Source organism: Allobosea sp. GW823-FHT02B03, from assembly GCF_058797755.1.
On sequence record NZ_JBXAJY010000001.1, the window covers coordinates 319,788 to 338,602 of the forward strand.

General features: G+C 66.0%; 17 protein-coding genes. 4 read left to right on the forward strand and 13 right to left on the reverse strand.

Annotated elements, in window-relative coordinates:
- Nucleotides 1–178 precede the first annotated feature (178 nt).
- The 4 genes from AC1REK_RS01515 to AC1REK_RS01530 are packed head-to-tail and all read right to left on the reverse strand — an operon-like array spanning nt 179 to nt 3,597.
- Nucleotides 179–1,063 (reverse strand): glycine betaine ABC transporter substrate-binding protein, encoded by an 885-nt coding sequence (locus AC1REK_RS01515; RefSeq protein ID WP_492267436.1) that lies wholly within the window; start codon nt 1,061–1,063, stop codon nt 179–181.
- A 41-nt stretch (nt 1,064–1,104) separates the two neighbouring features.
- A complete protein-coding gene (locus AC1REK_RS01520; RefSeq protein ID WP_316018134.1) occupies nt 1,105–1,842 on the reverse strand; it encodes an ABC transporter permease in 738 nt (245 codons plus the stop codon).
- Nucleotides 1,835–2,947 (reverse strand): ABC transporter ATP-binding protein, encoded by a 1,113-nt coding sequence (locus AC1REK_RS01525; protein ID WP_492267435.1) that lies wholly within the window; start codon nt 2,945–2,947, stop codon nt 1,835–1,837. Before AC1REK_RS01525 ends, AC1REK_RS01520 begins: the two co-directional genes overlap by 8 nt.
- Nucleotides 2,944–3,597 (reverse strand): ABC transporter permease, encoded by a 654-nt coding sequence (locus AC1REK_RS01530; protein WP_316018136.1) that lies wholly within the window; start codon nt 3,595–3,597, stop codon nt 2,944–2,946. Before AC1REK_RS01530 ends, AC1REK_RS01525 begins: the two co-directional genes overlap by 4 nt.
- A gap of 278 nt (nt 3,598–3,875) precedes the next feature.
- On the opposite strand from AC1REK_RS01530, the gene asnB reads away from it, so the two are divergent.
- Nucleotides 3,876–5,405, forward strand: a complete 1,530-nt coding sequence (asnB, locus tag AC1REK_RS01535; protein ID WP_492267434.1) for an asparagine synthase (glutamine-hydrolyzing) — start codon at nt 3,876–3,878, stop codon at nt 5,403–5,405.
- Between the two features lie 287 nt (nt 5,406–5,692).
- On the opposite strand, the gene AC1REK_RS01540 is transcribed toward asnB, so the two are convergent.
- A complete protein-coding gene (locus AC1REK_RS01540; RefSeq protein WP_492267433.1) occupies nt 5,693–5,914 on the reverse strand; it encodes a hypothetical protein in 222 nt (73 codons plus the stop codon).
- A 299-nt stretch (nt 5,915–6,213) separates the two neighbouring features.
- Between AC1REK_RS01540 and AC1REK_RS01545 the strand changes: the two genes are divergently transcribed.
- Nucleotides 6,214–6,660 carry a PPC domain-containing DNA-binding protein gene (locus AC1REK_RS01545; protein WP_492267432.1) on the forward strand — a complete coding sequence of 149 codons (447 nt, stop codon included), beginning with the start codon at nt 6,214–6,216 and terminating at the stop codon, nt 6,658–6,660.
- 215 nt (nt 6,661–6,875) lie between these two features.
- Here the strand turns inward: AC1REK_RS01545 and AC1REK_RS01550 are convergent, their stop codons facing one another.
- From AC1REK_RS01550 to AC1REK_RS01585, 8 genes are all read right to left on the reverse strand, one after another.
- Nucleotides 6,876–8,144, reverse strand: a complete 1,269-nt coding sequence (locus tag AC1REK_RS01550) for a M20/M25/M40 family metallo-hydrolase (protein WP_492267431.1) — start codon at nt 8,142–8,144, stop codon at nt 6,876–6,878.
- Nucleotides 8,145–8,235: 91 nt separating this feature from the next.
- Nucleotides 8,236–9,546, reverse strand: coding sequence for an NAD(P)/FAD-dependent oxidoreductase (locus tag AC1REK_RS01555; protein WP_492267430.1), 1,311 nt, complete (start codon nt 9,544–9,546; stop codon nt 8,236–8,238).
- A gap of 51 nt (nt 9,547–9,597) precedes the next feature.
- Nucleotides 9,598–10,758, reverse strand: a complete 1,161-nt coding sequence (locus tag AC1REK_RS01560) for a M24 family metallopeptidase (RefSeq protein WP_492267429.1) — start codon at nt 10,756–10,758, stop codon at nt 9,598–9,600.
- 34 nt (nt 10,759–10,792) lie between these two features.
- The gene (locus AC1REK_RS01565; protein WP_066477921.1) at nt 10,793–11,605 is read right to left on the reverse strand and encodes an ABC transporter permease; all 813 of its coding nucleotides are present in this window, start codon (nt 11,603–11,605) and stop codon (nt 10,793–10,795) included.
- Nucleotides 11,605–12,513 (reverse strand): ABC transporter permease, encoded by a 909-nt coding sequence (locus AC1REK_RS01570; RefSeq protein ID WP_492267428.1) that lies wholly within the window; start codon nt 12,511–12,513, stop codon nt 11,605–11,607. Before AC1REK_RS01570 ends, AC1REK_RS01565 begins: the two co-directional genes overlap by 1 nt.
- Nucleotides 12,510–13,643 (reverse strand): ABC transporter ATP-binding protein, encoded by a 1,134-nt coding sequence (locus AC1REK_RS01575; protein ID WP_492267427.1) that lies wholly within the window; start codon nt 13,641–13,643, stop codon nt 12,510–12,512. Before AC1REK_RS01575 ends, AC1REK_RS01570 begins: the two co-directional genes overlap by 4 nt.
- Nucleotides 13,644–13,708: 65 nt before the next feature.
- Nucleotides 13,709–14,746, reverse strand: a complete 1,038-nt coding sequence (locus AC1REK_RS01580; RefSeq protein ID WP_316018145.1) for a polyamine ABC transporter substrate-binding protein — start codon at nt 14,744–14,746, stop codon at nt 13,709–13,711.
- Nucleotides 14,747–14,804: 58 nt separating this feature from the next.
- A complete protein-coding gene (locus tag AC1REK_RS01585) occupies nt 14,805–16,433 on the reverse strand; it encodes an amidohydrolase (protein ID WP_492267426.1) in 1,629 nt (542 codons plus the stop codon).
- A gap of 361 nt (nt 16,434–16,794) precedes the next feature.
- Here AC1REK_RS01585 and AC1REK_RS01590 point away from each other — a divergent pair, with 361 nt between their 5' ends.
- Both AC1REK_RS01590 and AC1REK_RS01595 read left to right on the forward strand, forming a co-directional pair.
- Complete coding sequence (locus tag AC1REK_RS01590; protein ID WP_492267672.1) at nt 16,795–17,424, forward strand: GntR family transcriptional regulator; 630 nt, start codon at nt 16,795–16,797, stop codon at nt 17,422–17,424.
- Between the two features lie 468 nt (nt 17,425–17,892).
- Nucleotides 17,893–18,792 carry a polysaccharide deacetylase family protein gene (locus AC1REK_RS01595; protein ID WP_492267425.1) on the forward strand — a complete coding sequence of 300 codons (900 nt, stop codon included), beginning with the start codon at nt 17,893–17,895 and terminating at the stop codon, nt 18,790–18,792.
- Nucleotides 18,793–18,815 lie beyond the last annotated feature (23 nt).

Sequence of the window (18,815 nt, forward strand, 5' to 3'; positions counted from 1 at the left end):
GAGCATTTCCGCGCTCGCGGAAATGCTGATCCCCCGTCTCGCAGCTCGTTCCTCAAGACGAGCCGGTCTCCCGCCGATGGCGTGCGCCTAGAAAACTCAAAGCCCGGCCGAAGCCGGGCTTTCTTGGTGCTGCATCGGCCGGACACGTCTCTTCGCGAAGCGGCCGGCGATCATGCGGTCAGTTCAGGCCGCTTTCCGCCAGGAACCGGCGCGCGACCTCTTCGATCGGGGTCTTGTCGACATCGACCTTGGCATTGAGCCCCTGCAGGACTTCATCGGAAAGCTTGCCGGAGAGCGCGTTGAGCGTCGCTTCGAGGGTCGGATTGGCCTTGAGCGCCTCGCTCCGCACGACCGGAACGGCGGCGTAGTTCGGGAAGAACTCCTTGTCATCGGTTAGCACCCGGAACTTGAAGGCCTGGATGCGCCCGTCGGTCGCGAAGACGAGGGCCGCGTCGACCTGGGAGTCACGGAGCGCCTGGTAGGTCAACCCGGAATCCATCGATTTCAGGTTGGCGCGGCCGGCCTTGAAGCCATAGGCCGTCTGGAGACCGGGCAGCCCGTCGGGACGCCCGGAGAATTCGGCATTGACGGCAATGCTCAGCGGCTTTTTGGCGTTGAAGGCGGCGGCAAGGTCCGACAGCGTCTTGACCGAGGCCGTCTTGGGGTCGTCGGCGCGGACGGCAAGCGCGTAGGTGTTGTTCGCGGCCGAAGGCTGGAGCCAGGTCAGGCCGAGCTTGCCGTCGAGCTCCTTGACGCGCTCATAGGTGTCCTTGGCGCTCAGGCGCTCGCTGATCTTGTTGTAGGTGACGAGCGACGTGCCGGTATACTCCCAGTAGACGTCGATCTGGCCGCCGATCTGGGCATCGCGCAGGACCTGCGAGCCGAGGCCGTCGCGTTTGTCGACCTCGAAGCCCTTCTGCTTGAGCAATTGCGCGGTGACCTCAGCGAGCAGCAATTGCTCGGTGTAGTTCTTGCCCCCGACGACGATGGGCTTGGCCTGCACGGGCACCGCCCAGAGCGCCGTGAGCGCGGTGATGGCGAAGATGCGCGACGAAAGCTTCATGCCAGGTCTCCTTGAAGCTACTGCGGGAAAGGCCGGAGGGGTCAGCGCAGCGGGTTGACGCCTCGGGGAATGGTCCAGAACTGGAGCTGGGCCATGATGAAATCGATCAGCACCGCCAGCAGGGCGGTGGGGATGGCGCCGGCGAGCATGGTCCCGAACTCGTTCAGCGCGATGCCAGTGAAGATCAGTTCGCCGAGCCCGCCGCCGCCGATCAGGAAGGCCAGCGGCACGGTGCCGACATTGATCGCCAGCGCGGTGCGGACGCCGGTGTAGATCACGAACAGGCTGTTCGGCAGCTCGACCTGGAACAGCGTGTGGCGCGGAGAAAGCCCCATCCCGCGCGCCGCCTCGAGCAGATGCGGCGGCACGGCGCGCAAGCCCGCCATCGTGTTGCTGACGATCGGCAGCAAGGAGGCGACGAACAGCGCGAAGATCGCCGAACCGTTGCCTATGCCGAGCAGGCTCATCGACAGGGCCAGCACGGCGAGCGTCGGAATCGTCGCGCCGACATTGAGGACCTGCAACGCCATGTCGCCGAGCCGGCGAAAGCGCGGCCTCGTGAGGAGGACACCGAGCGGCACGCCGATCAGGATGGCGGCACCGCCCGACAGCGCCACCAGCTCGACATGCTGCCAGCCGAGAAAAGCGATGTCGTCCCACTTTTCGAGCAGGCCCGGCAGGAGACCGCCGGCCCAGGCCCAGGCTCCCAGCAGGAAGACAGCGAGATGGACTCCATTGCGGCGCAGCCTGGTCAGCATGGGCAGCGCGCCGTCAGCCATCCCGGTAGGTCTCCGAGAGCAGGCGCGTCATGCCGCGCAGGGTGACGTAGCCGACGAACATGCCGTCCTCGTCGACGCAGGCGAGCCAGGAGACGTCGTGGCGGAACATGGTCGAGACCGCGGTGCGCAAGTCTTCGTGCGGCCGGATCGTCGTCGGCAGGGTCTCGTGGTTCTCGCCCACCATGCCGCTGGCGCCGCGCGCCGCCTGGAGCGAGACGTAGCCGCGGGCCCGTCCGCGTGGGCCGACCATCACGATCGCCTGGTGCCCGTGCTCCTCCATCGTCGCAGCAGCCTGTTTCAGGCTGTCGGCGGCCCTGACCCGCGGCGGGTCCGCCAGCATGGCGTCGCGCACCGTCAGCAATTGCAGGCGCTTCAGCGTCCGGTCGCCGCCGACGAAATCGGACACGAAGCTGCTGGCCGGGTGGGCGAGGATATTGTCGGGCGTGTCGTACTGGACGAGGCGCCCGTCTTTGAAGATCGCGATCCGGTCGGCCATCTTCACCGCCTCGTCGATGTCGTGGCTGACGAACAGGATGGTCTTGCGGATCTGTGCCTGCATCTTCAGGAACTCGTCCTGGATGATCACGCGGTTGATCGGGTCGATGGCGCCGAAGGGTTCGTCCATCAGCAGCACCGGCGGATCGGCGGCGATGGCGCGCAGCACGCCGATGCGCTGCTGCTGCCCGCCCGAAAGCTCCCGCGGATAGCGGTGCAGGAAGGCGCCGGGCTCGAGCGCGACCATGTCGAGCAGCTCCGCCGCCCGCTCACGCGATTTGCGCCGGTCCCAGCCGAGTATGTCGGGGACGATGCAGATATTGTCCTCGACGGTCTTGTTGGGAAACAGCCCGATCTGCTGGATGACGTAGCCGATGCTGCGCCGCAGCTGCGTGACGTCGCAATCGGCCGTGCTCCTTCCGTCGATCAGGATGTCGCCGGAACTCGGCTCGATCAGCCGGTTGACCATCTTCATCGTCGTCGTCTTGCCGCAGCCGGAGGGGCCGAGCAGGACGCAGATCTCGCCCGCGGGGACCTCGAGCGAGACACGGTCCACGGCCGGCATGGTGCTGCCGGCGAAGGTCTTGCTGACCTGGTGCAGTCTGATCATCTGGTCCTCAATCCCGGTGAGGTGAGCTTCCGCTGCAGCCACAGCAGGGAGAGGTCGGCGACGACGGCGAGCAGGCTGACGGCGAGCGCTCCGGTGATGAGCTGGCGCGGGTCGGTCTGGCTGATGCCGCGCGAGATGAAGGTGCCGAGCCCGCCGGCGCCGATATAGGCGGCGATCGCCGTGACGCCGATATTCATCACCACCGCGAGCCGCACCCCGGTCATGATCACGGGCAGCGCGAGCGGCAGCTCGACCTCCCGCAGCCGCTGGCCTCTGGTCAAACCCATGCCGCGCGCAGCTTCACGCAGGGACGGGTCAAGATTGCGGATCGCGGCGTACGTATTCCGGATAATCGGGAGCTGAGAGTAGAGTAATACCGCTATCACCGCCGGCAGATAACCAATTCCGTGACCGACCAGCGACAGCAGCGGGATCATCATTCCGAACAGCGCGATCGACGGGATGGTGATCATCATCGACGCGACATAGAGCACGGCATCCGCCACGCGCCGGTTCTGGCTGATCGCGATGCCGATCGGCACGCCCGTGAGGATAGCCAGAGCGACCGCGACCCCGACGATGGCGACGTGCTCGCCGGTCCGGGTGACGATGAGCCCCCAGTTCGAAATGATGTAATTGAGAATGTCCATTGCGTTGCCGCGGCTTTTAGAGCAGCCTATCCGGCGTTGGCAACCCATTTGTGGAAATTTTATATGATATTTTGATAGTCATTTCTGGGAATATTTATTCTCTGAATCTATCTAATACGAAATATTTATTTCCATTATAACGAATGCATACCTTTTATGTTTCAAATTGAATTTCAGAATTCAGCTCGTAAACTCTTTGACGAAACCTTGAGACCTTTCATGTGTGGCGCGTCGCGATGCGCGCTGTCGCGAAAGGCCGCCAATGAGAAGGACGTTCCATGTGTGGCTTCGTGTGCCTGTGGGAGATCGATGACCAGGACGGGGCGCTGATCGCAGCGATGCTTTCACGCCTTGGACATCGCGGCCCCGATGCGACCGAGATCGCCCGACTGGGCGGGGCTCCGGCCGTGATGGGCCATTGCCGACTGTCGATCATCGGTCAGGAGAATGGCCGTCAGCCCATTCGAGCGGACAGGGAAATGCTTGTCGCCAATGGGGAGATCTATAATCACGAGGATCTGAGAGCGATCCTTGGCGCGGAACTCTTCGAAACGGCCAGCGACAGCGAAACTATTCTTCATCTGTCCCGCAGCGGCGCACAGCGTTGGGTCAGCCGGCTCGACGGCATGTTCGCCTTCGTGCTGGCGACACCGGATCGGATCATCGCGGCGCGCGATCCGCTCGGGATCAAGCCGCTCTACATGGCCCAGCGCGGCAGGGGGCTGGCCTTCGCCTCCGAGCTCAAGGCCTTCGACGGCCTCGGCTTCGATGAGATCGGCGCGATCCCGCCGGGCTCGCTCTTCGACAGCCAGAGCGGGCTGAGGCAATGGTACCGCGTCCCGTCAGGAGCCGCCAAAGCCGAGCCGGGCCTCGACATCGATGGCGTGGCCGGCGAACTGCGGCTCAGCCTCGAAGAGGCGGTGGCCAAGTGGATGGTCGCCGATGTCGAGGTCGGCTCGTTCCTGTCCGGCGGCCTCGACAGCTCGATCATCGCGGCGATCGCGCAGAAGATCAGGGCTGCCGCGGGGCATGGGCCGCTCAAGACCTTCGCCGTCGGCACGTCCGGCTCGTCCGACCTCGCCGCCGCGCGGCGCGTGGCAGAGCATATCGGCACCGACCACCATGAGTTCACCTTCACGGCGCAGGACATCGCCGAGAACCTGCCCCATGTAATCTACCATCTCGAAAGCGCCGATATCGACCTCGTCCGCAGCGCGATCCCGACGCTGTTCGCAGCCAGGCTGGCGCGCAGCCAGGTCAAGGCGGTGCTGACCGGAGAGGGGGCCGACGAACTCTTCGCCGGTTACGCCTATCATCACGGCTATGTCGACGAGCCGCGCGCACTTGCCGACGAGCTGACACGCAGCCTTGGCACGATGCACAACATCAACCTGCAGCGGGTCGATCGCATGACCATGGCGGAATCGCTGGAGGCGCGGACGCCGTTCCTCGACCGCGACCTCATCGCCTTCGCCCAGTCCATCCCCGCGCAGCTCAAGCTGCGCCGGACCGACCCGGCGATCGCTGAATCGACCGGGCCGACCACCGAGAAATGGCTGCTGCGCAAGGCCTGCGCCGACCTGCTGCCGGACGATCTCGTCTGGCGCAAGAAGGCGCAGTTCGACGAAGGTTCGGGGACAGTGGATGCGCTGCAACAGGCCCTGCGGATCCTGATCGGAGCCAAAGGCGGGGTCGATCGGCAACGCGAGGGCGCATTGTACCGCGAGATCCTGCGCAGCCGATTCAGCGATCCCGGCATGATCCTGAGCCAGGCCGGGCAGTGGAACGCCAACCGCATCGCTGCCTGACGCCCACGCAGCCTTGGCAAGAGCGCCGCGTGCCCGTTGCCGACCGGGGGCGTCGACAAGGCTCGGGTTCATCGACGGCGGAAGGAAGGAGACGCACGCCTGTGGCGGCATTGCAGCGTCAATCAGGTCGCCTTCCTTCGTCGGCTCCGCCGCTTCCAACTCTGGCCAGGGGCGGACCACCGCTCCTGGTCCGTGGCTGCGCGGCGGGGCATGGCTGAAGCAGCGCGCGCAGCGGCGGCCAACGGCGATCCGGAGATCGTGCTCGCGTGTCGTCTGCGCGGGTGGGGTCACGGCCCTTCGTCGGTCGTGAGCGGGCGCGCGCCCGCGGAGAATGCGCCGCGCAGGAAGCCGCGCGAGACGGAGCGATCGGCATCCGCCAGCAGCATGTGGAAATCATGCAGCAGCGCCCGAAGCGCCGCCCTCTCGCTGCCGTGCTCTTCGACAAGCTCGACGAGCTCCCATTCCAGATCGTCGTTCCCCAGCGCCGTCTGCGGCTCGGCTGTTGGCATCGTCCTCACTCGCGTTGATGAGAACATTAAGGGAACATAATGATGCGGAGAGTCAAGCAAGCGCCAATGCCCTGCCGGGCGGGTTTGCAGGAGGGCTGAGCGCGCCGGTTGTCCGTGTCTGGACGGGGTCGCGAGCTTTCCGCGAGAGCCTGTATTTCAGGAGGCCGCTCCAAGAAACCGGCCAGGATCAACGGCGCGCCCGGGCAGTCGAGCGAGGATCATGGAACTGTTGCAGCCGCCGGCCGTTCGATTTTCGTGGAGATCAACGTCCGCCGGATCGTGGCTTGAAAGGATACTGCATGGATCATGTTCTCTTGGCGGAGAATGATGGGAAGCGCGTCTTCGCCCTTGTCCTCGACGCTGGTGACGAAGCCTTTGCCTGCATCACCCGTTTCGCCACTGAGCAGGGGCTCACGGCTGCATCGCTCACTGCGATCGGGGCATTCGAAATCGCGATCGTCGGCTTTTTCGACTCCGCGGCGAAGACCTATATCGAGATCGCAGTGGATGTGCAGGCCGAGGTGCTGAGCCTGATCGGGGACATTGCCGAAGGTGATGACGGCCGTGCCAGCCTGCATGCTCATGCGGTGCTCGGCTTGCGGGACGGCAGCACCAGGGGCGGCCATCTGCTGAAAGGCATCGTCCGGCCGACGCTCGAGGTGGTCCTGACCGAAACACCCGGCCATTTGCGCCGCCAGCAGGTCCGGGAGCTCGGCATCGCCTTGCTCCGCCCGCAATCGCAATAGCCGGCCTCGCTTACCGCGAGATCGGCCACATGAGCGCTATCGCCTTGCCTCCACGGCCGGCTTCCGGTGAGCTGTCCGCAGCACCAGGCACCTGAGATGGTCGAAGGCTTGAAGCGGCGCCTAGGCAGCAGGGCGGCTGCTGTCTCGCCTCTTCAAGAAGCGAGGCTCACGCATTGGCGCGTCGGCCGCTGCTGGCGGCTAGGAAGGCGCCCTGGTCATCGGGGCGCGGAACGGCTGAGATAGTCGAAAGCCGACAGGACATGCGTGCGCACGACATGGAGGAACTCCTCGATGTCGACATGCTCGTCATGCGAGCCCATGCCGTGTGGATAGGGGCCATAGACATAGGCGGGAACGCCACGGTGCCGCCAGAGCCGCGCATCGGTTCCGCCCAGGCTGACGATCGGCTGCGGGCGCGGCCGGCCGGCCTCCTCGACGTTCTTCTGGATGATCGCCACCATCTCGTGGTCTGGGTCGCACCAGGATGGCTCGTCGCCGCCGACCACCTCCCAGCTGGCCTGCGGGTAGCGGGCGGCGATCTCGGCGATCTTCGGCAGGAGATCGGCCTTGCTCATGCCGACCGGCAGGCGGAAATCCGCCTGGAAGGTGCAGTGCGACGGGATCATGTTGACCTTCTCGCCGCCCTGGATCGTGCCGATATTCAGCGTCACCCGGTTCACCAGCCCGCCGGCGCCTTCGCCCATCATCCGGTCCATCACCGGCCGGCTCTGCTCGATGGCGCGCTGCAGATTGTGCGAGAGCGGCGCCTCGATCTCGGTCAGGCTCTCGAGCTCCGTCGCGAGGCGCATGGCGAGCTTGGTCGCGCTGTCGGTCGCGTGGACATAGGCGCCGTGTGCGCCCTTGGCCCGCAGGGTGAAGGCGATCCAGAGCGGGCCGCGCTCGCCGAAGCGGATCGATTCCGGGCCGCCCGGCTCGCCGTTCAGCAGACAGTCGCCATGCACTTCCGGGTGGTGCTCCATCAGGTAGCGCGCGCCCCAGGGGCCGAAGGTCTCCTCGTCCGAGACGCAGGTCAGGGTCAGTCGCCCGCCCAGGCTCTCGCGCAGGCGGTGCAGCATGGCGTAGGTGACGATCGATGCGGTCGTGCCCGGCTTCATGTCGCAGGCGCCGCGCCCGTAGATCTTGCCGTCGACGATCTCGGCGCCCCACGGATCCTTCGTCCAACCTGCGAGGTCCGGAGCGACCGGGAAGACGTCGAGATGGCCGTTCAGCACGAGATGCCGACCTGGCTTTGCGCCGTCGAAACTGGCTACGATGTTCGGCATCTCGGGATGCGGGGAAATGATGCGGTGGTCGAGGCCACGGGCATTCAGGTAGCCGCGCACGACATCCGCGGTCGAGCGCGTGTCTCCCGGCGGGTTCGGCCCGCGCTCCCGCAGCAGGGCACGCAGCAGGTCGATGATCTCGCCGCGCTCCGCGTCGAGCCACTCCAGCAGCCTGTGCCGCTCATCTGCCATCGTCGTCATGGTCGTGTCCTCGTCGAAAGCGCTGGGGAGCAATGCGGCCGGCTCCAGTCATCACCGGCCGGGCCAAAGGCACGCGGAAACGTGCGTTCGTTCAGGAGGCCATCCGGTCGATCTGGTCGCGCAGCCGGTACCAGGCCAGCATCATCGGCAGGAACCAGGGCCGGCCGTCATAGAGCGGCGCGGTCGGAAAGGGCAGGTCGGCGAAGGCGCTCGGTTCGTTGGCCGCGCCGGCGATGGCCCGGGCGGCCTGAAAGCCGAGCCAGCTTTGCATCGCGACGCCGTTACCCTGGCAGCCGAGCGCGTAGTGCACCCCCTCATGGCTGCCCAGATGCGGCCGAAAGTCGAAGGTGAAGGCGACATTGCCGTTCCAGCTGTGGCTGACCCGCACGTCGCGAAGCTGCGGCCAGACTGTCGTCATGACGGCGTGGAGGCGCCGCGCGCTCTCGCGCGGGTCCATGGCGGCGGTTCCGACGCGGCCGCCCCAGAGCACGCGCCTTCCGTCCGGCGACAGGCGGAAATAGCTGAGCACCCGGCGGGTGTCGGCCAGCATCCTCCGGTTGGGAACCAGCTCGGCGGCGAGGCCGTCCGGCAGCGGCTCGGTCGCGATCAGGAAGCTCGCCACCGGCACGACCCTGCGCCGCATCCATGGCGTGGCTTCGCCGGTATAGCCATTGGTCGCGACCATGACCTTTTGCGCGGTGATCGCGCCGGCGCTGGTCTCGAGGCGCCAGCCATCGGCGCTGCGGCTCATCCGCTGCACTTTGGTGCGGTCGACTAGCTTCGCCCCAGCGCGCCGTGCGGCTTCCGCGAGGCCGCGAACGTATTTGGCGGGGTGCAGGCCGCCGGCGGCCTCGACGAACTGGCCGCCGCGATAGTGATCGCTGCCGATCTCCTCCCGCTGCCGCTCGGGCGGCACCATCTCGCAGCGCGCGCCGGTCAGGGCGGCGATGCGGTCGCTGTTGGCGGCGAGGTGGTCGTAATGCTTGCGCGAATAGGCGGCGACGAAGCGGCCGGTTTTCTGGAAGTCGCAGTCGATCTGTTCCCGGGCGATCAGGCCCTCCAGAAACTGGAGGGTTCCGATCGCTTCGGCGGTCAGGCGGTCGGCGCGTTCCTTGCCGAGCTCGCGGGAGAAATCGCTGAGCGCCAGCTTCACGCCGCCGGTAACCAGTCCGCCATTGCGCGAGCTGGCGTTGAAGCCGATCTCGTCGGCCTCGATCACCACGGCCTCGACGCCCTGCCGCCTGAGCTCCAGCGCGCAGGACAGGCCAGTATAGCCGCCGCCGATGATCGCGACATCGGCGCGTTCCGGCAGGGCGCCGTCCGCTTCCTCCACCGGACGGGCTGCATCCCACCAATAGGGATGCGGCAGGAAATCGGGCGTGAACAGGTCGTTCGCAGGCATGGTTTCTCACCTGGAGACAGGAGGGCGTCCGAAGCAGCCGGCCGCGAAGGATCAGGTCGTGACCACGTATTCCGGCTGGATGCGGCTCAGCACCTCGGCGGACCCTTCGGTCGTCAGGATCGTGTAGCCGAGCGACATCGCGAGGTTGTTGGGCGCATCGATCAGGATGGCGTGCAGGAACAGGATCATCCCGGGCGCGACCGGCATCTCATTGCCGGAATAGATCATCGGTGGGACGTCCATCCAGGACGGCCGATAGGTTGCGCCGAGCGAGTAGCCGCAAGCCGACATGCGCGAGCCGCCGAAGCCCTCCTTGTCGAAGACGCGGCGATGGGCGTCGTCGATCATGCCGATCGTGTTGCCCGGCCGGGCAGCTTCGGTCATGGCCGTGATCGCCTCGTGCGTCACCGCGAACATGCGCTGCTGCAGCGGCTGGGCGCGGCCGATCGCGATCGTCCGCATCAGGCAGGCACAATAGCGGCGATAGCTCGCGGCGTGCTCGATCGTCAGCTGGTCCTCGCCGTCGAGCGTCCGGAAGCCGGTGGCACTCCTGACGAGCAAGGCGCGATCGCCCGAGCCGAGCACCGGGCCGGAAGGCGGCGGATCGCCGCCGCCGGCGAGGATCGGGACCGAGCCCGCCGCGGCGATGTCGCCCTCGAAGCTGCCCGGGCGCGCCTTCTCGATCATCGCGACGAGCGAGTCGTCGGCGAGCTCTGCGGCACGCCTGACATAGGCGATTTCTGCTGCCGACTTCACGACGCGCAGGCCGCGGACGAGGTTGGACGCGTCGACCAGCGTGCACCATGGGGACAGGCGGTGATGCACGAGGGCGTAATTGTCGGCCGTCAGGCCGAAGGTGCGCATCTCGATGCCGACCCGGGCACCCTTGAGGCCCTTCTCCTCCAGGATCGCCATCAGCTCGCGCGACGGGTCCATGCCGGGCGCATCGTACCAGAGCCTGATGTCCTCGAAGGTCGAGGTCCGCCGCGCCTGTTCCAAGTCCGGCCGGCGCGTCAGCAGCGTCATCGGCCGCTCATCTGCCGTCAGCACCGCGCACTGGAAGAAGACGAAGCCGCTCGTGTCGAAACCGGTGAGGTAATAGGTGCTCTCCTGGGCGAAGAGCAGCAGGGCATCCAGCCCTTCGCGTCGCATCGCGATCCGCGCATTGGCGACACGCTGATCGAATTCGGCTCTCTCGAAATGCAGCACCACGTCAAATCTCCTTCGGCGACCTTGAGCGGGTCGTCTAATCGCGAGGTTCGGATTGGAAATACTGGGACACCGCCAGCAACACGATCGACAGGACGATGAGCAGCGAAGAGATCGCCGCGATCGTGGGGTCGATCTCGTCGCGCAGGGCGAGGAACATGCGCCGCGTCAGGGTCGCCTTGTCGCCGCCGGCGATCAGCAGGCCGATCACCACCTCGTCGAGCGAGGTGATGAAGGCGAGCAGGGCGCCGGAGATCACCGAATTGCGGATCTGCGGCAGGGTCACGGTGAGGAAGGCGCGCGGGCGCGACGCGCCCATGCTGCGGGCGACCATCTCCTGGTTCATGTCGAAGCTCTTGAACCCGGCCGTGACCGAGATCAGCACGAGCGGCAGCGCCAGCACCGTGTGCGCGAGCACGAGACCCGAGAGCGAATTGTTCAGCTCCAGCGGCGCGAAGAACAGGAAGATGCCGATGGCGAGCAGGATGACCGGGATCATCATCGGCAACGTCAGGGCGACCTGGACGAGGCGGCCGGCGCCGCTGCGCGCGAGATGGAGGCCATAGGCCGCGAGCGTGCCGGTCACGGTCGCGACGATGGTCGTCAGGAAGGCGGCTTGCAGCGACACGACCGTGGCATCGCGCCATTCGAGCGAGCCGAAATAGGCACGGTACCAGCGCAGCGACCAGGATTCCGGCGGGAACGACAGGTAGCGCGAATCCGAGAAGCTCATCGGGATCACGAGCAGCGTCGGTGCGATCAGGAAGACGATGACCAGTCCGCACAGGACATAGAGCCAGAGCCTGTCCAGATGGGTGATCTGCGTGCTCGTCGCAGGCTGTCGCAGCATCAGCGTGCCTCCCCGAGTTTCGCCGAGCCGGTCAGCCTCGAGACCAGCCAGAGGATGCCGAGCGTGATCACGAGGAGGACGACGCCCATGGCGCTGGCGGCGCCCCAGTCGGCATAGACGGTGGTCGAACGCTCGATCTGCATCGCCCACATCATCACGCGGCCGCCGCCCAGCAGTGCCGGGGTGACGTAGAAGCCGAGCGACAGCACGAAGACGACGATCAGGCCGGCCGCGAGGCCTGGGAAGGAGAGGGGCACATAGATCTGCCAGAAGGCGCGGATCGGCGAGGCGCCGAGATTGGCGGCCGCGCGCATGTAGTCATCGCTGATCGTCTTCATGGTCGCGTAGAGCGGCAGCACCATGAACGGCAGCATGATATGGGTCATGCCGATCGCCGTGCCGGTGAAATTATGCACCAGCCGCAGGGGCTCCTCGATGATGCCGAGCTTCTGCAGCCAGGTATTGACGAGGCCCCGTCGCTGCAGCAGCACCAGCCAAGCGTAGGTCCGCACCAGCAGCGAAGTCCAGAACGGGAAGAGCACGCAGAGCAGGACGAGGCTCGCCCAGCGCCGCGGCAGCTGCGAGGCGAGGTACGCCAGCGGGTAGCCGAGCAGCAGGCAGACCACGGTGACGGTGAAGGCCAGCTCGAAAGTGGTCCGCAGCGTCAGCAGATAGGTCGGGTGCAGCAATCTCTGGTAGTGGATGAGGGTGAAGCCGCCCTTGTCGACAAAGGACAGCCAGAACAGCCAGCCGATCGGGATGAGTACGACGAAGCCGACGAGCAGGAGCGCCGGCAGTGTCAGCGCCAGCATCGAGCGCCGCTCGCCATGGGCCTGGCGCCGCAGCGCCTCCTCATTGGCTCCGGACGCCGTGCCGCCGGTTGCGATCTGATCCAGAGCCAGCGTCATGGCCGGCCCGTTTGCGGGACATCCGCGTCGGCTGGGACGATGATCGCGTCCTCGGCGGAAAACCCGACCCGGACCGCGGTGCCTACCTCGGCGAGGACTTCGTCCGTGCGCAGGGAGCGCCGGATCGCGATCTCATGATCGCTCGCGGTCCTGACATAGGTGACGATGCTGTCGCCCTGGAAGACGTTCTGGCGGACATGGCCGGCGATGACATTGGCCTCAGTCGGCGCCGCATCGGCAAGGAGGCGCAGCTTTTCCGGTCGCAGCACGAGGAAGCTCGACGCGCTGCCCGCCGGTGCCGGCGCCGCGCTGAGCAGTGGGGCGCCGGCGAAGCTCGCCCGCCCATCCCGGATCTCGATGGGCAAGGTCGAGGACTCGCCGATGAAGCTCGCGACGAAATGCGTGGCCGGCCGCTCGTAGAGTTCGCGTGGGCGGTCGAGCTGGACGACGCGGCCGCGGTTGATCACCGCGATCCGATCCGACATCGTCAGTGCCTCGCGCTGGTCGTGCGTCACATAGACCGTGGTCATGCCGAGGCGATCATGCAGGCGGCGGACCTCGAGCTGCATCTGCTCGCGCAGATTCTTGTCGAGCGCCGAGAGCGGCTCGTCCATCAGCAGGATGCGCGGCTCGAAGATCACCGCGCGCGCCAACGCGACACGCTGGCGCTGGCCGCCGGACAACTGGTCGATGCGGCGCTCGCCGAAAGCGCTCAGCTGAATGAGATCGAGCGCGCGCTCGACCCGCCCGGCGATCTCCCGCGCCGGCACGTTTCGCAGCTTGAGCGGGTAGGCGAGATTGCCCGCGACCGTCATGTGCGGGAACAGCGCATAGTTCTGGAACACCATGCCGATGTCGCGCTTGTGCGGCGGCAGCAGCACCACTTCCCGATCGGCGAAGCGGACGCTGCCCGATTGCGGCCGCACGAAGCCGGCGAGCACCATCAGGAGCGTCGTCTTGCCGGAGCCGGAAGGGCCGAGCAGCGTGATGAACTCGCCGCTCCTGATCGACAGGCTGACATCGTCGAGCGCCTTGAAGGAGCCGTATGACTTGACCAGGCGCTCGATGGTGATCGGCAGGGAGGCGCTGCGGTTGCCACCGGCCGCCGGAGCGTCGGCAGGTGTAGCCATGACTGTCATCCTGTTACCTTTTCATGCGAGGGCGACCGGGCCCGGGCAGGCCCGGCCGCTCGTGTTCAGCGCTGGATGAACAGGTCGAACTGCTTGGTCAGCTCGTCGAGATTCGCCGCCCAATAGTTCGCGTCGAGCACGAAGCCCTTCTTGGCGTTCTCCGGGGAGCTGGGCAGCTTCGCCGCGACCTCCGGCTTGATGATGCCCGTGTTGAAGGCCTCGACATTGGCCGGGCCGTAATTGATGTAGAGCGCGATACGGGCCTGGACCTCCGGACGGCTCATGATCTCGATCGCCTTCATCGCCAGGTCCTTGTTCTTGGCGCCCTTGGGCACGACCCAGCAGTCCGTCAGCAGCATCTGCTGGTTGAAGGTCAGGCTCACCTTCTCACCCTCGGTCGCGAGGGCTTCGGCGCGGCCGTTCCAGATCGCCGCCATCTCGACCTCGCGATCCTTCAGCACCTGCTGGGACTGGGCGCCGGAGGCCCACCAGACGACCACGTCCTTCTTGATCGCCTCGAGCTTCTTGAAGGCGCGCGCAGTGTCGAGCGGGTAGAGCTTTTCCATCGGCACGCCATCGGCGAGCAGGGCGGATTCGAGCGCGTAGACCGGGCTGCGGCGCATGGTGCGGCCGCCGGGGAAGGTCTTGGTGTCCCACATGTCGGCCCAGCTCGACGGCTTCTTGTCGCGGTACTTCTCGTCGCTCCAGGCCAGGGTCGTGGCGTAGACCAGATTCGAGATCCAGCCCTTGCCCTTCATGTTGTCGGCGATGCCCTTGACCCCGAGGATGGCCGGCGTCAGCGGCTCGGTGTTGCCTTCCTTGTCGAGCAGCGCGCAGCCATAATTGCCCTGCTGGACGAGATCCCAGGTCGGGCGCCCGGAGGCCACCTGCGCGCGCACATCGGCGACGCCGGATGTGGTCTCCTCCTTGATCGTCACGCCGAGTTCCTTCTCGACGATGTTGAACCAGGCCTCCCTCTGCGCCTTCTGGTAGGCGCCGCCCCAGGACGAGATCGTCAGGGTCTGTTGCGCGGCGGCCGGTGCGATATGGCCGGCGGTCGCGGCCAGTGCCACGGCTGCGAGGGCGTGAGCGACGAATTTCATGGTATCTCCCCTTGTGGTTATGCGCGCATGCAGATGAGGCTGTGCTCTCCTTCTCGCGTCACGTCTGACGCGAGAATATTCGATCTCCCCCGAGATAGGTTTCATCGACACGGACATCGGCGAGGGTCTCTGGATCCACGCTGAAGACATCCTCGTGAAGGATGGAAAAGTCCGCAAGCTTGCCGACTCCGAGATCACCCTTGATGTGTTCTTCCTTGCCGCAATAGGCGCCGAGCGTCGTGTAGGCTTCGACGGCCTCGTAGACGCTCACCGCCTCGCGGCGGTCGAGATCGGCGCCGCTGTCGGTCTTGCGGTTCACCATCGAGTAGATGCCGCGGAACGGATTGGGGTGGCAGACGGGGCAATCGGAATGGCCCGGCGCCTTCACGCCTGCATCGATCATGCTCCGGTGCGGCCACATGTATCGCATCGCCGCCGCGCCGCGATTGCGCCGATACGCATCGCCGAGATCGTAGGCGAAGCCGGTGGCGGAGGAGCAGATGACCTGCAGCTTCTTGAGGCGCTCGAGGATGGCCGGGGTGACGTTGCAGCAATGCTCGACGCGCAGCCGGTGATCGTGGACCGGGTGATGATGGAGCGCGTGCTCGAACGCATCGAGCACGAAGTCGATGCCGCGGTCGCCGACACCGTCCGCGCCGACGAGCAGGCCCGCCTTGTGCGCGCGCAGGACCCGCTGCTTGAAGTCCTCGAGCTCGTAGAGCAGCATGCCGCGATTGTCCTCGGGCTCGCCGAGGACCTTCTCGCCGATATAGGGCTCGTAATAGGCGGCGGTCCGGCCGCTGGTCGAGCAGTCGGGGCACCATTCCACCCCGGTCAGCCGGATCCATTCGTCGCCGAAGCCGGTGCGCCAGCCCGAGCGGATGATCGCGTCGATCAGCTCGTCCTCGCGGCCGCTGGCCAGGAGGCCGACACGCATGCGCAGCTCGTTGTTCTCGCGCATCTTCTGATAGGCGACGATGCCTTGCGTCGAGCACAGGCTGTTGTGCACGGAGGTGATGCCGTAGGACGCGAAATCGTCGAAGACCCGCACCAGGCCGCCGGCGAAATCGTCCGGCGTGAAGCCGCGCTGGCAGAGATTGACGATCTCATGGGCTGCGGTCTCGCGCAGCAGCCCGGTCAATTCGTCCGTCTGCGGGTCACGGTCGAGGCGGCCGAAGGGCGGATCGCCGCTCTCACGCGTGAAGCCGGCCGCGGCCAGGGCCGCGCTGTTGGCGAAGCCGAGATGCGCGTCGCGCCGATAGAGAAAGGCCGGTCGCCCGCCTGCTGCCTGGTCGAGCTCGTCACGGGTCGGATAGCCGCCCAGCCGGGTATCGTCGTAGCGAAAGCCGACGAACCAGTGATCGGCCGGCTTGCCCTCGAGCGTGGCGCGGACATGGGCGAGCACGTCCTCCTTGCTGCCGAACCCGGTGGAAAGGTCCGACCAGCGGCCGAGCCGGGCGCCGTGCATGTCGGGATGGCAATGGCTGTCGATGAAGCCCGGCAGCACCGTCCGGCCACCGCAGTCGATCCGCTCGGCGAAGGGCGCGAGTTCCTTGATCTCCTGGTTGCTCCCATGTGCGACGACCTTCGAGCCGCTGATCGCGAGAGCTTCCACGAAATGGTCCGGTCGCTCCATCGTCGCGATCTTGCCGTTGACCACGATCCTGTCGATCCGAGGCACTGTCATCGCCGGTCCCACTCCCTCCCGCTCAGCGCGGCGCTCGACAAATCCCGCGCATCGCCGGCCGTCGCGCGGGCATCCGCGGACGGCGTAGGGTGGCGTCGGCCGGAAAACGAAGCTGCATGCCCGGCGCCCGATGATCGCAGCTGCACCGCTGCGTCAGGTCTTGTTTGACATGTCAGTAAAGGCAGCGTCACAAAGCTAAGAGGCGTTGTCAATCATGAATTTTCACGGAAACGCGAGCGTGGCTGTCTTGCCGTTCTGAGAGGTTGCAGCCTACTCTGATATGTCAGTTTTGGCCGGGCGCCCTAGGCGGTTTGAGGAGAGATGAATGGGTTTTGCGGGGGAGGCGTCCTCGACCTTGGCCGTGGAAGCCTACAGGCGTCTCGAGGAAATGATCATCCTCGGCGAGCTCAGGCCAGGAACGCGGTTGTCGGAGCAGACGCTGGCGCAGGCCCTGGCCCTGGGGCGCACGCCGATTCGCGAGGCCTTGCAGAGGCTGCGCGAGAACAATCTCGTCGATATCCTGCCGCGCTCCGGCGTCTTCGTCACGGATGTCGACTTCCGGGACCAGTTTCTGCTGATGGAGGTTCGTCGCCCCCTGGAGTGTCAGGTCGCGGTGCGGGCCGCCAGGCTCGCCTCGAGCGAGGACAGGGCGCGCTTCATGGAGATGGCGCAGCGCATGCGGGCTGTCGTCGACGCCGGAGACAAGGTCGGCTTGATGAACGTCGACCGAAGCTTCAAGGATTTGTCGCTGCGGGTGGCGCGCAACAAGTTCCTGACTGCGGCGCTCGCTCCCATTCAGGCCAATTCCCGGCGTGTGTACTTCATGCATCTCGAGGCGACGAACATTCCCATAGGGCATGCGCATGCTGATGCGATCGAGGCGATCGGGCGCGGCGATGTCGATCGGTCATTGGAGGCCGCGACGAAATTCCTCGACGAGATGGAGTCTTTCCTGAGGAGGCGGCTCGCGAATAGTCTTGTGTTTTCCTAGTCTTGGCGAGATTTCTGCCGAAGCGGTTCCCGAAGTGATCCGATCGCTCTCGTGAAGAGGCGTAAATTTCGGCTCGCTGGTTAGGCAGGTGGGGTCTTGCGCAGCCGTCATGGGTCGCTCGCAACGGCCGCGTCGCGAGGAATTGCACCGACCAGCCTGGTTGGCGACGCTGTGGGATCGCCGGCCGAGCAAGCCTGCCAAGCTTGACAAGCCCGTGCATTCAAACGACCAACGCGACGGTCCGGGGGCGGGCATGATCTCGGACGTCCAGCCTGCTCGGGTCGCCAGGAGGTGCCGTGCATGCCATTACGCATCATGAATGAGCCGGGCATGGCGGGAGAACGTCGCGCGGCATCTGGCTCGACCTTTCCGGTACGGCATTGAGCTGTTCGCTCGCAAATTTTCCTACAGTCGCAGTCGCAGCAGCAGTGCGCGATAGACCGTGAATTGCACCCGGGGCCAGCGTCGATGATCAGCAATCCGATCCCCTGGCCCAACAATGCGCGTTGCGCCGTCGCCTATACCTTCGACATGGATGCGGAGGCGCTGCTTCACATCAACTTCCGCGAGCAGGCGCCGGACCGTGTCGCACTGGCCTCGATGCTGCGCTACGAGCCGCAGGTCGCCGTGCCGCGGCTTCTGGAGATATTCCGCCGCTCCGGGTTGCGGCAGACCTTCTTTATCCCGGGATGGTGCGTCGAAGCCTATCCGGCGACCGTCGAACAGATCCTCGTGGCGGGGCATGAGCTCGGCCATCATGGCTACCTCCACAGGCGGCCGAATACGCAGAGCCGAGACGAGGAGGCGGAGAGCCTCGGGCGCGGGATCGAGGCGTTGGCGCGGCTGAGCGGGCAGAAGCCTGCCGGCTATCGTGCCCCGGCCTACGCCTTTTCCCGGCACACGCTGGAGCTGCTGCAGGATAGCGGCTTCCGCTATGACAGCTCGCTGCTGGGCGACGACCAGCCCTATCTGATCGGCAATGCACGCGGAGATCTCGTCGAGCTGCCGACCGACATGTCGCTCGACGATTGGACGCAATATGTCTGCGTCAAGGAGTTCGGCTACATGCTGCCGATCGCCTCGCCGGCGCGGGCGATGGAGGTCTTCCGGGCCGAGTTCGACGCCGCCTGGCGCCATGGCGGCCTGTGGAACGCCGTCTGGCACCCCTTCGTCTCGGGGCGTCCGTCCCGCGCGGACGCCTTCGCCGGGCTGATCGAATACATGCAGGAGAAGGGCGGCGTCTGGTTCGCTACCCTTGCCGAGATCGCCGCTCATGTCCGCGGCCTCGCCGATCAGGGAACCTGGCAGCCGCGGCGCGATCAGGTTCCGTTCTGGCCGGAGCCCCTGCAGGACAGGGAATTGACCTGAAACTGCGACCGGCGGCCAGGAAT

Bases quoted from the DNA above. Each gene is read 5' to 3' on its own strand.
- AC1REK_RS01515 (WP_492267436.1), bottom strand. From the start codon at position 1,063: ATGAAGCTTTCGTCGCGCATCTTCGCCATCACCGCGCTCACGGCGCTC.
- AC1REK_RS01520 (WP_316018134.1), bottom strand. From the start codon at position 1,842: ATGGCTGACGGCGCGCTGCCCATGCTGACCAGGCTGCGCCGCAATGGA.
- AC1REK_RS01525 (WP_492267435.1), bottom strand. From the start codon at position 2,947: ATGATCAGACTGCACCAGGTCAGCAAGACCTTCGCCGGCAGCACCATG.
- AC1REK_RS01530 (WP_316018136.1), bottom strand. From the start codon at position 3,597: ATGGACATTCTCAATTACATCATTTCGAACTGGGGGCTCATCGTCACC.
- asnB (WP_492267434.1), top strand. From the start codon at position 3,876: ATGTGTGGCTTCGTGTGCCTGTGGGAGATCGATGACCAGGACGGGGCG.
- AC1REK_RS01540 (WP_492267433.1), bottom strand. From the start codon at position 5,914: ATGCCAACAGCCGAGCCGCAGACGGCGCTGGGGAACGACGATCTGGAA.
- AC1REK_RS01545 (WP_492267432.1), top strand. From the start codon at position 6,214: ATGGATCATGTTCTCTTGGCGGAGAATGATGGGAAGCGCGTCTTCGCC.
- AC1REK_RS01550 (WP_492267431.1), bottom strand. From the start codon at position 8,144: ATGACGACGATGGCAGATGAGCGGCACAGGCTGCTGGAGTGGCTCGAC.
- AC1REK_RS01555 (WP_492267430.1), bottom strand. From the start codon at position 9,546: ATGCCTGCGAACGACCTGTTCACGCCCGATTTCCTGCCGCATCCCTAT.
- AC1REK_RS01565 (WP_066477921.1), bottom strand. From the start codon at position 11,605: ATGCTGCGACAGCCTGCGACGAGCACGCAGATCACCCATCTGGACAGG.
- AC1REK_RS01570 (WP_492267428.1), bottom strand. From the start codon at position 12,513: ATGACGCTGGCTCTGGATCAGATCGCAACCGGCGGCACGGCGTCCGGA.
- AC1REK_RS01575 (WP_492267427.1), bottom strand. From the start codon at position 13,643: ATGGCTACACCTGCCGACGCTCCGGCGGCCGGTGGCAACCGCAGCGCC.
- AC1REK_RS01580 (WP_316018145.1), bottom strand. From the start codon at position 14,746: ATGAAATTCGTCGCTCACGCCCTCGCAGCCGTGGCACTGGCCGCGACC.
- AC1REK_RS01585 (WP_492267426.1), bottom strand. From the start codon at position 16,433: ATGACAGTGCCTCGGATCGACAGGATCGTGGTCAACGGCAAGATCGCG.
- AC1REK_RS01595 (WP_492267425.1), top strand. From the start codon at position 17,893: ATGATCAGCAATCCGATCCCCTGGCCCAACAATGCGCGTTGCGCCGTC.